Genomic DNA, 11,729 nt, shown 5'->3' on the forward strand with positions numbered 1-11,729 from the left:
CCGGTTTTAACATCCCACAATTTCACTGTTTGGTCGTCACTACCACTAGCTAAGGTATCACCATTGGGATTAAAAGCAACAGTCCGTACCCAACTCATATGCCCCTCAAAGGTTTTGAGGCATTGCCCGGTTTTAACATCCCACAGCTTTAGTGTGTGATCCTCGCTGCCGCTTACCAAAGTATGTCCATTTGGACTAAAGGCAGCTGACCATACTCGATGTGTATGCCCCTCCAAGGTTTTAATGCATTGCTCAGTTTTAACATTCCACAGCTTTACTGTTTTGTCATCACTGGCACTTGCTAAAATCCGACTATCTGGACTAAAGGCAACTGACCATACCCAACTCGTATGCCCCTCCAAGGTTTTGATGCATTGCCCGGTTTCAACATTCCACAGCTTTACTGTTTTGTCATCACTGGCACTTGCTAAAATCCGACTATCTGGACTAAAAGCAACAGACCGTACCCGACTGGTATGTCCTGTGCAGGTAAAAAGTGATTTTTCATTTGAAACTTGCCATAAATGAATCTGGTTATCAGCGTCACCTGTAGCTAAAAATTTACCATCTGGGCTAAATGCCACCGATGAAATAGTACCCAAAGTTTCAGCAAAAACCGATTTTCTGAGATCCGAGTAAGCGAAATTGACACGATGCAAATTCACATCCTGGAGGTACGCTTGCCAAACTGCCAGATGAGAAAAGTCATAGTCACTTAAATTGGTCTTTAGGTGACAAAGTAGATTGAGAGCATTACCTCCTGCATATCCTGGTTTGACAAAAGATTTATTTCGCAGTTGCGATAGGATTTCAGTTAGTTTTTCTTCAATAATTTTTGGAATTATAAAAACATTTAGCAATTTTTGTGCTATTGGCTTTAAGATGAGGCGAATTTGAATACCTCTAATATAGTCTTTAGCAGTAGCTTCAATCAGCGTATGGCTCATGAATAGTGCTAATATTTCACCTGTGGTAATTTCTTGACATACCTCCTCAATGAGTCGGTCTATCATGTACTCCATAACCACAGGTTGAAGCGTGAAAAGTGCTGCACTTTTCTCAATGAGCGATCGCTGTCGTAGGGATTCTAAAGCTTCCAGTAATTCCCTTTTTTGCAAGTCACTTACAATACTATCTAGCAAATCCTCCAGCGAAACTGCTTCACGCTTAATTGCCAACCAGTACATGATTTCTTTTTCTAACTTTGAGGCGCGCTTAAACTGTTGATCTAATAAATCACGAGTATCGCCAAAAATTATCTTCCCTGCATCTAGAAAAGCACCAATCTTACCACCAAATAACTCTCGAATTGGTTCAGAAACTAACTTTAATGCCAAGGGATTGCCTGAATATTTCTTAACTAGTTGTTCCCATTCTTGCTCCAACCCAGTCAAGCCTTTATCCTTGAGAATTACTTGCCCTTCTGTTTGTCCCAAGCCAAGTAATGAAATCGTTCTGACTGGTGATTCTTCTCCCTCCAAAGGTGCGAATTCTTTCGGTTTTTCGCGACTAGTCAGCACTAAGCAGCTAATATGAGGTTGTGCTCCCACCCGTCTTAATAACTCACCATAACCTTCATATCCTTCTCTATATTCCCCAGCGCGTTTCCCTTCTTGCAAAATCGTTTCAGCATTATCTAGTACTAAAAGACTCCGGTGCTTTTGTAAATAATTAATCAGTAGCGTAATTCTATCATTTACGTTTTCTGGTAAATCAGTTTCCTCCTCATCAGATAAAAATCGGATCAGGTCCGCCAACATCTCTTCGACAGGTGGAGCATTGCGGAGAGTTCGCCAAATAAAGTACTTAAACTTATTTTGAATCTCGTATGCTAGCTTCACAGACAAAGTTGTTTTGCCGATTCCTCCCATACCCAATAGTGCCACTAGTCGGCAGTTATCCTCGACAATCCACTGCTTGAGTGTGCACAGTTCTGCTTCCCGTCCGCAGAAGACATCACTACTAGGTGCTTCACTCCAAGAAACGCGCTTGTTGATATCTCTTACCTGACTGTGTACTTTTTGCACCAAATATGAAGATGTTATCTCAGCCTCGTCTTTATGACTCGACTCAGTTAAGTCTTGGTTAACCATTGGTTCGGAGATAGTAATTTTGTACAAGTCTTGCTCAAAACCCAAGTCTGCTCCAATCTGGCGAAAATTCTCCAATAAAATCGGTTTGCCGTTAAGCAAGGCACTAATTACTGAACGATGAATTCCTAGCTTATCGGCTAGCATCTTTTGCGTTAACCCTCGCTCGATTAACGCTTTTTTGACAAGCTGGATTCCTTGTGGGGAAGCTTGTAAAGTTGGTTTTGCCATAAGTGTCTGCATTAAAAAGCTTTACAGCCATTATATTACCACTATAAACCAACCTGTAATAGTCTTAATACTGACATTGATTGATATATAAACCGACATAATTATATCATTCAACCCTGTAATAATCTTAAGACTGACACATTGATTGACAGATAAACCGACATGGTGATACCATTCAAGAACACGTAAACAAACACAGACGCAAGCGCACTCGCACAAGAGGAGGCTAAGGCTTTATGGACACTGGGGTGATTATGGAATTAATTAAAAATATGCCTAGGCCAGGTTGTCCGCTAGATTTTAGGTTAAGAACTATAGAGGGAAATAATTTAGATTTGCTTGTTCCGAATGTAGGCAGCTTTAGTTTTTCTAAAGAACAACTAGGAGATTTTGCGCTTGAGCATTCCCTTCCGATATCACTTTTTGATTTGATGAATTTAGTCGAGAATAAAGAGATTAATTGTCCATCGCTTTTTCTGCAAGCAGCTCTCACTGCTTTATCTTTGGGGCATGGATATGGTGTTATTAATCTAAAATATCCTGATACAAGAACATTCATTGTGACAGTTGGACCTTCCTACCGAATATGTACGGGGTCAAAGAAAGCGGTTTAGTTTATTGCATCTGCTTTTTGTGTAAAAAATAGTTGTTTGAACTAAATTGAATAATTAAAAACTTAGTTTATTAGCAAGCTGGGAGGATTAGAACTTAATCACAAAAGCTGGTCAGTGATATGTCGCTGACCAGCTTTGTTGTTGGAATTTACATAGAAAATGAGGGTCTGATATCTATAGGACTTACGCAAAAATCGCCAAAAAGCTTAATTTATCGAACCGCCAAGAACGCCAAGAATCGTAGAGTGTGCGTAAGTCCTAATCTATGAACAAAATCGTAAGATGCAATTACTTAAACAAAACTACACGGCTCCAAGTTTTTAGAGGTGTTCATCCTCTACTGTGAGCGGAGAAAATATGTAGTCCAGCAAAAATTGTCAGTTTTGATGCACACATAAACGCAGTATCAAACTTTTAGCATGTTGCAACTACTCTCGGTTGCTGTAGTCGAGGGTGCATTTCTCTCTAAATTTCACTCTGAAAAAGGTAAAAACCATGAAAACTAAACTAAATGATGACCGTAATCTCTTATTCGATTGGGCTTGTAAGGGTCTGAAATATTTTATGCTGACTCTGCTTGGTTTTGCGATTGCATTGGTCATATTTAGAGTTTTTGGAGCTTCTACAATTGTTCAGATGCTTCTAGATCTAAGAGTATGGGAATGGCTTTTACGTATTGCTGTCTTTATCTTCTGTTTTTTTGCGGTCGCCATAATTTATGAGTCTTCTCGTTAATTCGCCCTTGTATAGCAGTAGATAAATCTTGGGAGCTTTTGTATAACAAAAGCGTAGTTGGCAGCTTCTCTCTAATTACGCCTATTCACACACAAGGAAAAATCTATGCATTCGATTCAAAATAATAATGACTTTTCCCAGCAAGACTTGAGTTGCCGCGATTTAAGCAACCAAAACTTTAGCCACTATCTCTTCATAGGCACTAAGCTTAATGGTTGTAATTTGAGTCACTGTAATTTAAATGGTGCCAATCTAAAGGATACACAACTATGTGGTGCCAATTTAACAAACGCTAGTTTGTGCGGGGCTAAATTGCATAATGCAAAGCTCAATGGGGCTAATTTGTTTCAAGCGAATCTGGCTGGCGCAAATTTAACTGGCTCAGATTTACGGTGTTCTATCCTAAGAAAAGTCAAATTGAGCAACACTATATTGAGTGACGTGAAAATGGAAAATGCAGTATTTGAAGGTTGTGATGAACTAACTGAAGATATGAAGTACGATCTGAAAAATCGAGGTGCAATTTTGAAAAATTCTGCATCTAAAGCCGAAAATATCAGATGGTATGTTCAGTATGTAGCCGTACCAATTTTGGTTGCTCTCATCGGTGCCGGCATTTTCCTAAAACCATACAATAGACCCCTTTGTCTCCAAAGGCTACTAAACAACTTCTCCACGATGGGTCAATGCATGAGATAAATAAGCAAATTTATGGCTTTTCGTGATAAGCATTGAGCCAGTAGATTAGACGTCTTGCAAAATTATTTTATGATAATATAAATAACTTTGCCGATCGCTCGTTTTTGCCCGACTTCAGAAAATCGCGTTGCTCCCAAGCAAGTTTATCAGTTTGTGAACCTGACGAGGGACGTGATATGATTTTCTCCTCTTGGTTAAATCTGCGGGAAACACAATTTGATTGTGTCTCCACTACTACTAATATAGATTTATCACAAGAGATTCTGGACACACTACCACAGTCAATCCCCCAAGCCGAGAAAGGATTGAGACAGTTTTGTTGCGGCAAGGTAGAAAATGCTGGCAAGTTCTACGCCTGATAGCCTCCTATTGACGGAAATGCAATCGGATTGCCTCAAACAGAGCCAGTATGCAAAGGATATCTAGGTAACTGGATGGTTTCTATTCAGTTTGTGGGCGAGTCTAAATTTGTTATTTGTGTAGGGATGGTGGCGGGATTACCCTTGCGGAGGTTTAGATGAATGTAGTTAAGCGTCGTATCGGTCTTGAGCAAGAATTTTTTTTGGTAGATGAGGCTGGTAACTTAAGCGATCGCGCCGATGAGTTTTTGAAAGATTGTCACTTAATGGCGCAAACACAAGGTTTAGACCCAAAGTACTTTGTGCCAGAGTTCGTCAAAAGCATGGTAGAAATTAACACACCTCCTGCTGACACTGGTACAGAACTAGCAAAAGTTTATCTCAAAAATCTCAAATTGGCGCTTTGTGTGGCGCAACAGATGGGTTTACGCCTTTACCCTCTGTCTAGCTACCCTTTGCATATTACACCAGTTATGCGCGATCACCCTAATTACCATATCCAAGCGCGGACTGTCGGCTATGAGAAATTCTTGCACGCCGCCAAATGTACAGGTACACACCTGCATTTAGAAGTCCCGGCTGGGGTAATTGACCCTAGTGTTGCAGTCTCCTACAACTCGACATCAGCAGAGCGAGAAGAATTACTAAATATCTATAATTTAGCTACAGCTTGCGACTCAGCACTCATTTCCCTGACGCGGGCGTGTCCCTATTATGAAGGACAGGCGATCGGGCTAGCCGCGCACACAATTCGTTATCGAGGTAGTGAAACCTTTGGCTGGGAAGGAGTTTACACTCATTTACAGCCTGTCGGCGGACTCATGCCTTATGCATTAAGTGTAGAGGGTTTAGTTGAAGAGCACTTTGCTCGTTACTATGCTTGGTTGCAAGCGATGGAAAAAGCCGGAATTGAACCAAACCTGATATTAGAAGCAGAAATCAGCTTACTCAAGTCAGCTTGGAATCCAATTAGACTCAACAAAATCGGCACTGTTGAAATTAGATGTATAGATAGTAACTATCCATCGGTAACTTTAGCTGTAATTACATTGCTTGAGAAGGCAGCTAATCGAGTCAGGCGGGAGAAGTTAACGGTTAAACCAGCTAAAGAAATGCAGATATTTGAACTAGTTGGCTCTAGTCTGTATGTACCAGATTTTGAATATCTAAATGGTGAACTGCTCTATACCTCAGCTACAGAGGGAGTTAAAAATCCCAAAGTTAGGGCTTACGTCAATTCAATTTTGCAGTTTGCCAGCGCAGAGGGTGGCGAAGGAGCAAATTTTTTAGCAAAACTGAGCAAACACCTCGATCAATATCAGACGATAGAAGCTGGGATATTGCAAGAGTTTACACAGACAACTGCTCAACTTCCATTAGATGTTGGTTTGGATTTAGTGCGCTCTTGTTGTGACAAGCTAGAAGCACAGGTTTCATGGATAGACACAGAAAATCCTCTAGCAGCGTTGGATACTGATGAACGATTGTTACTACAGCAGTATTAAAAAAGGGCTTAAAAGCCCTGTAATGCTTGTATTTCTTAAAGGCGGCACCCGGATTTGAACCGGGGGTGAAGGTTTTGCAGACCTCTGCCTTACCACTTGGCTATGCCGCCACAACAAAATTTCCTGAACTACTTTAATGTTTCTACGCAGATGTCTTAGTAGGCATTTAGTAGCCATAGGGCGCTAGTTAAACCATGATAGCATAGGATTCTGAGGTAGAGATAGTAGGTTAACTGGATGTTTTTGGTAGTTTTTAGGCGATCGCTAAAAGGTGGCGATTACAAGTTGACCAAACCACAAACTACTCTTAGCAGATTAAAAAGAGTTTTGGGTTGTAACTCCTCACTCCTAAATTGTTACACCTTTACTTCATCGGCAAAACTACCCCAACGGAGAAAGTGAAATGGGCCAGCGATAGAACCCCAGAGACGTTCATCGGTGTCTAAGTCCCTTCCCCGGTCGAGGCTGAAAAATTCTTTAGCGTCAATCTCAAATTCGTTATCCAGATAAGTATTTTTGCCGTCGCGAAACACTATGCAGCCTTTACCAGGTTCAACTCTGCCTTTGAAGCTTTTTCCTGTCCACTCTACAACCATGTTGCAACCTGACATTTTTTCTAATTGGTCAAGAGACAAATCTTTGAGGCGTTCGGGTTCGCGAGATGCACCGTAAAATTTCTCTTCTTGTTTAACGGTGTAGTGTTCAATCGCAATGTGGTTTTCTACCGGAATTAACTTCATTACCCGCATCCGGTAGGGTTGATTGAGCGCAAAATCATAAGCTTGTTCGAGAAATAAACTTACCCCTGAGAACAACTCTAAGGGAAGGGGACGGATACACACGCGGATATGAGCATAAAAAGGCGGATTTTCAAAAGCTTGTTCTTGATTGCTAAAGTCAGCTGCCATCCAGCGGGCTAAAGTGGCGATATCAGTAGAATGAGTCATTACAAAACGATCAACTAGTTACTTAAATATTATCTAGGATTATTTTGACATTCCCCTGACTCAAAAATCCTGGCTGCGATCGCAATTTTTAGATTATATCTACGATGGATGCTTTGACTGGAGAAAATTAGGCTGCTTCAATACAAGTCAAACTGCTTACATCTTGTACCTAATAACTAAAACTAGTTAGGCATTTATTTTGGCAAAATCCGCACACTGCCTTTCATTTGTGTGCTGAAGCCACATAGCTCTCAGGTAGGCTTTTCTTGTATAGCTGGAGAATAGTTAGTCAATAATAGGGCATAGGGATAATTGCTAATTATCTCATGCAAATCACTCAAGATAAAGTAAAGTACCCATGCTCAGGCACTTAATTGCGATCGCTACTGCCACTATACTCTTTAGCAATTCCTTTGCACTGGCAGAGAGTAAACCGCCGAAACCACCCGATCAATTTCCTCCTAGCCCTCTAGAGATTACCACACCCGATCCACTGTCACCACGTTCGCCCAAGGATAAACAACCGTTAACTCCCCAAGAACGGCAAAAGTTAGAACCAGCGTTGGATGCGTTAAATCAAGAAGCGGCGGCGAAACTGCAAGCAGGTGAATCGGTTGCGGCGTTTGAAATTTGGAACCGAGAATTGCGTTTGCGGCGGTTTTTAGGTTCATTAGCAGAGGTGCAAGCATTATCACGAGTTGGGGCGATCGCTTGGAAGCAAAATGACGCACAAGAAGTACAATATATTACGCAACGATTGCAAGCAATTCAAAAGCAAGCCCAATCTCAGAAAAAAACTACCCCAATCGATCTAGAATTATGGCAATCGCTAGGTGAAGCTTACAAAAATGTGCGATCGTCTAAACTGGCTATAGAAGCTTATGACCAAGTTTTGCTAGTAGTGCGACAACAACAAGATCGAACAGCAGTATTAGAAACCCTCAAAACAATTGGAGAACTGCATTTGAGTTGGTTTGATTATCGCAAAGCTGCGCCAATCTACGAAGAATTGTTGAGTTTAGCTACATCCCAAGGCGATCGCGTCAACGAAGTAACATATCTGCAACAACTGGCTTATATTTACGAGCAGACAGACCAACCGCAGCAGTCTTTGAATATACTTAACAAACTAACAGAAATTTATGCCAATGAAAATAATCTTACGGAAATATTAGAATTAAAGCTAGCGATCGCTTCAGATTACGAATCTTTAGCCAAGAAAGATCCTAAATTACTGCTAGAAGCTTTTAATAATTATCAAGAAGCTTATACTACTGCTTGGCAATTAAAGGAGTACGTTCGTGCTGGTGATGCTTTGCAGAAGTTAATTGCGCTGTATCGTTCCCAAGGACAAACACAAGAGGCTTTGCAGGCTAGCGAAATTTTGGTGCAGATACAGGCGCAAGCCGCCAACTTTTACGGAATGATGCAAGCTTATGACCAAATTGGGCAATTGTATCTAGAACGCAAAGAATTTCCTCAAGCACTAACAGCTTTTCAACAAGGGTTAAAACTGGCGCAACAACTCAAACATGAAGAAGCATATTTTACTGGACAAATTGAAAAACTGTCGAAAGCAAATTAACTGAAGTTTCTGCGATCGCTTAACATAAAAATACCCGTCACGCTTACCCACAAGGTGAAAAGCTATGTCAGAAACTATCCTAGCTGCACCAGATATTCAACTCCCACCCACCCAAGCAGAATTACCAGACGATGACGGTATTCCGATGGAAAGCGCGCGACACAAAGCCCAGATGGATTTGCTAATCGATGCTCTGATACCTTGGTTGGAAGAACGAGAGGATGGGTTTATCGGCGGTAATATGTTTGTTTACTACAGTCTGGCCCAGGTGCGAAACAAAGACTTTAAAGGGCCAGACTTTTTTGCTGTGCTGGGAGTCCCGAAAGGAGAACGTCGCAGTTGGGTGGTTTGGGAAGAGGAGAAAGCACCAGATGTAGTCATTGAATTGCTTTCTGACAGCACAGCCCAAGCAGACAAAAATGAGAAAAAGCTGATTTATCAAAATCAAATGCGTGTGCCAGAATATTTCTGGTATGACCCTTTTAACCCTAATGATCTGGCTGGTTTCTCTAATGAAAAAGGAGCTTATCAACCTATTGCATTCAATGCTCAAAATCAGTTGGTGAGTCAATCTTTAGGGTTAGCATTGCAGTTGTGGCAGGGAAATTATAAAGGTATTAATTCTACTTGGTTACGCTGGGCAAATTTGGCAGGGGAATTGCTGCCAACTCCTGAAGAAAAGGAACGTCAAAGGGCAGAACAAGAAAACCAAAGGACAGAACAAGAACGCCAAAGGGCAGAACAAGAACGCCAAAGGGCAGACAAGGCAGAATCACAGTTATTAAAAACTGCACGCAACTTACTTGAGTCTGGGATGACAGTAGAACAGGTAGCGAGGTTAACGGGTTTGAATGTATCTGAGATAGAAACGTAGAACTTAGAGGATGTCTGAAAAAGCATCAAAAATACCGCCACCTGGAAGATTTAAGGTTATCATTTGAGCGATCGCAGTCTGATAGTGATTGAAAAGCAGTGGAACTCCCTCTAAATACTGTGACATATAACCGTAGTCATATAGGTTAGGACATAATGACAATCGTGAATGTCAGGAAGAATAATGTTTTTACCTCCTGCCTTCTGCCTGCTGCCCCCTGCCTCCTGCTATATCTACAATAATCATCTCAGCTTGTTGGGGACTAATACGCGGCTGAATGGGTAAGCGTGTGATCACAGAATATGTTTCAGCTAAACTGTGAGTTGAGATAAACCCTTGAATTTGTCCAGATTTTGCAGCTTTAATCTTGGAAAAGCAAACAGAATGTTGCGGGTGATTGACAATGAATGCAGGAACTAAGAGGAGAAGTATCAAACAAAACTTTCATTAAGTTATTTGATCCTAAATGCGTTCTTGTCTCAACTCATCTATAAAAGCATTAACATCAAAGTTTTCTGGTAGTTCTGCCTCTACAACTAAAATCCCTTCTTTTCGATAAATATTTGGTTGGTTAAGAGGCAGTACATTGGTCATCTCAGAGTTTTGTTGAGTATCTTCTTCAGTGACTTGCTGACTCAGCGTGGCAATTTTTTCTGCAATAGCTTGCAAAACAAACTGCTCAGTCGAAATTCCCTGACTATTTGCCCATTTTTCAATCTTTTGTTGGAGTTGAGGAGGAAAGTTCATAAAGGTAAATAGAATTAATACTCCAAATACTCATCAATATCTCAACTGGCTTTGGGTGTAATGACTATCCGCTTGGTCATTGTTTCTCTTGATGCAGCTGGTTTATCAAGTGTGTGCGTTTTTGCAGCCACCATTGCTCATTAACTTCTATTGTCTCTCCACTTTCAAGTCCTGCAATTAAAAGTTCTTTTATATGTTCTTGCATCTTGCGTTTTTGGTCTTGAGTAATTAATTCTTGTAGATATTCGCTAACTGAACCGTAGCCACCTAGAGCGACTTGTTCTTCAACAAAAGCTTTCATCGACTCAGGTAAGGAAATATTAATGCTACTCATAACCAAAGGCAGTGAGCTTAAACTATTTTTTCCATCTTATCAAGGTTGTTAGGCGTTGTTTTTGGAAAAATTTCTGCGATTAGCTTGCCCCATTATATTTGTGTTTATCAGAGAATAGAGATGTCTGACAATAAGCTGTTTCTCTATGAGATGCTTTGCAGGAGTACGCATCTGTGCGAATAATCGGGTCATGACCACAAGATTGAAAAATGCGATTATAGCCAGTGTTATCCTAAGAAATATTAGGAATTAACAATTACTTGGGCAAATGAGTATCACCGTCAATGTTTCTGAAGTAACTGCCAAGTTTTCTGAATTGCTGAGTCAGGTATTACTTGGTGAAGAGGTCGTGATTGCACAAAAGGGTATTCCAGTTGCACGCTTAGTCGCTCTCACAGATACAGCCTCACCTCGAATTCCAGGGTTGGATAAAGGTAAAGTTATCATTGCACCAGATTTTAACGAGCCTTTACCAGAAGATATCTTAAATGATTTTGAAAGTTCTAATCTAGTTTAAAGATGAGAGCTTTACTGGATACCCATGTATTTCTTTGGTGGGTGACAGATGACTCTCAGTTATCTTCCAACAGTCGCAGTATAATTGCTGATTCAGGTAATATTTTATTTTTGAGCGTGGCAAGTGTCTGGGAGATTGTCATCAAGACTAAATCGGGTAAGCTAACTTTACCTGAACCTGTAGAAGAATATATTCCAAATCGACTAGCACTGAACCGCTTCGAGAGTCTAGACATTCAAATGACACACACTCTACAAGTTGCCACTTTGCCAAACATTCACCGAGATCCGTTTGACCGGATTCTAATTGCCCAAAGTCAAGTAGAGAATTTGCCAATTGTGACCATCGACCAGAAAATTGCACAGTATTCTGTCGAGACTATCTGGTAAAAGAATTTTTTTAGACAAAAGCGATCACCTACGATGGGCTACGCCGACGCATTTGTGTTGATCAGAGAAAAGCGATCGCTCCAGCAACGCAATCATAAAAGCG

General features: G+C 40.8%; 15 protein-coding genes and 1 tRNA gene. 9 read left to right on the forward strand and 7 right to left on the reverse strand.

The features are described from left to right. Nucleotides 1–2,321 (reverse strand): NB-ARC domain-containing protein (locus tag V7K56_RS18235; RefSeq protein WP_334912275.1); only part of this gene is annotated, 2,321 nt, incomplete at its 3' end. Between the two features lie 254 nt (nt 2,322–2,575). Here V7K56_RS18235 and V7K56_RS18240 point away from each other — a divergent pair. The 5 genes from V7K56_RS18240 to V7K56_RS18260 all read left to right on the forward strand — a co-directional run bounded on the left by V7K56_RS18240 (nt 2,576) and on the right by V7K56_RS18260 (nt 6,233). Next, entirely contained in the window at nt 2,576–2,935 is a 360-nt protein-coding gene (locus V7K56_RS18240; RefSeq protein ID WP_334912276.1) for a hypothetical protein, read from the forward strand. A 495-nt stretch (nt 2,936–3,430) separates the two neighbouring features. Beyond that, on the forward strand, nt 3,431–3,670 hold the full coding sequence (locus V7K56_RS18245) for a hypothetical protein (RefSeq protein WP_334912277.1): 240 nt from the start codon (nt 3,431–3,433) through the stop codon (nt 3,668–3,670). Between the two features lie 105 nt (nt 3,671–3,775). Further along, complete coding sequence (locus V7K56_RS18250) at nt 3,776–4,369, forward strand: pentapeptide repeat-containing protein (protein WP_334912278.1); 594 nt, start codon at nt 3,776–3,778, stop codon at nt 4,367–4,369. A gap of 176 nt (nt 4,370–4,545) precedes the next feature. Further along, nucleotides 4,546–4,728: a hypothetical protein gene (locus tag V7K56_RS18255; protein ID WP_334912279.1), complete on the forward strand. Its 183-nt coding sequence runs from the start codon at nt 4,546–4,548 to the stop codon at nt 4,726–4,728. Nucleotides 4,729–4,886: 158 nt separating this feature from the next. Next, a complete protein-coding gene (locus tag V7K56_RS18260) occupies nt 4,887–6,233 on the forward strand; it encodes a glutamate-cysteine ligase family protein (protein ID WP_334912280.1) in 1,347 nt (448 codons plus the stop codon). 39 nt (nt 6,234–6,272) lie between these two features. Here the strand turns inward: V7K56_RS18260 and V7K56_RS18265 are convergent. Both V7K56_RS18265 and V7K56_RS18270 read right to left on the reverse strand, forming a co-directional pair. Further along, nucleotides 6,273–6,343: transfer RNA gene (locus V7K56_RS18265), tRNA-Cys, on the reverse strand. Between the two features lie 246 nt (nt 6,344–6,589). After that, entirely contained in the window at nt 6,590–7,180 is a 591-nt protein-coding gene (locus V7K56_RS18270; protein ID WP_334912281.1) for a chromophore lyase CpcT/CpeT, read from the reverse strand. 358 nt (nt 7,181–7,538) lie between these two features. Here V7K56_RS18270 and V7K56_RS18275 point away from each other — a divergent pair, with 358 nt between their 5' ends. After that, complete coding sequence (locus V7K56_RS18275; protein ID WP_334912282.1) at nt 7,539–8,765, forward strand: hypothetical protein; 1,227 nt, start codon at nt 7,539–7,541, stop codon at nt 8,763–8,765. Between the two features lie 64 nt (nt 8,766–8,829). Then, on the forward strand, nt 8,830–9,639 hold the full coding sequence (locus V7K56_RS18280) for a Uma2 family endonuclease (protein WP_334912283.1): 810 nt from the start codon (nt 8,830–8,832) through the stop codon (nt 9,637–9,639). A gap of 3 nt (nt 9,640–9,642) precedes the next feature. Here V7K56_RS18280 and V7K56_RS18285 read toward each other — a convergent pair whose 3' ends face one another. The 4 genes from V7K56_RS18285 to V7K56_RS18300 all read right to left on the reverse strand — a co-directional run bounded on the left by V7K56_RS18285 (nt 9,643) and on the right by V7K56_RS18300 (nt 10,720). Further along, nucleotides 9,643–9,765, reverse strand: a complete 123-nt coding sequence (locus V7K56_RS18285) for a hypothetical protein (RefSeq protein ID WP_334912284.1) — start codon at nt 9,763–9,765, stop codon at nt 9,643–9,645. A 63-nt stretch (nt 9,766–9,828) separates the two neighbouring features. Then, on the reverse strand, nt 9,829–10,074 hold the full coding sequence (locus tag V7K56_RS18290; RefSeq protein ID WP_334912285.1) for a hypothetical protein: 246 nt from the start codon (nt 10,072–10,074) through the stop codon (nt 9,829–9,831). Nucleotides 10,075–10,101: 27 nt separating this feature from the next. After that, nucleotides 10,102–10,386 (reverse strand): hypothetical protein, encoded by a 285-nt coding sequence (locus V7K56_RS18295; RefSeq protein ID WP_334912286.1) that lies wholly within the window; start codon nt 10,384–10,386, stop codon nt 10,102–10,104. A 76-nt stretch (nt 10,387–10,462) separates the two neighbouring features. Continuing rightward, on the reverse strand, nt 10,463–10,720 hold the full coding sequence (locus V7K56_RS18300) for a type II toxin-antitoxin system ParD family antitoxin (RefSeq protein WP_334912287.1): 258 nt from the start codon (nt 10,718–10,720) through the stop codon (nt 10,463–10,465). Between the two features lie 268 nt (nt 10,721–10,988). Between V7K56_RS18300 and V7K56_RS18305 the strand changes: the two genes are divergently transcribed. Together V7K56_RS18305 and V7K56_RS18310 are read left to right on the forward strand one after the other, a co-directional pair. Further along, nucleotides 10,989–11,237, forward strand: a complete 249-nt coding sequence (locus V7K56_RS18305; RefSeq protein WP_334912288.1) for a type II toxin-antitoxin system Phd/YefM family antitoxin — start codon at nt 10,989–10,991, stop codon at nt 11,235–11,237. 2 nt (nt 11,238–11,239) lie between these two features. Beyond that, a complete protein-coding gene (locus V7K56_RS18310) occupies nt 11,240–11,626 on the forward strand; it encodes a type II toxin-antitoxin system VapC family toxin (RefSeq protein ID WP_334912289.1) in 387 nt (128 codons plus the stop codon). Nucleotides 11,627–11,729 lie beyond the last annotated feature (103 nt).

The organism is Nostoc sp. (assembly GCF_036917535.1).
Lineage (GTDB): Bacteria > Cyanobacteriota > Cyanobacteriia > Cyanobacteriales > Nostocaceae > Nostoc.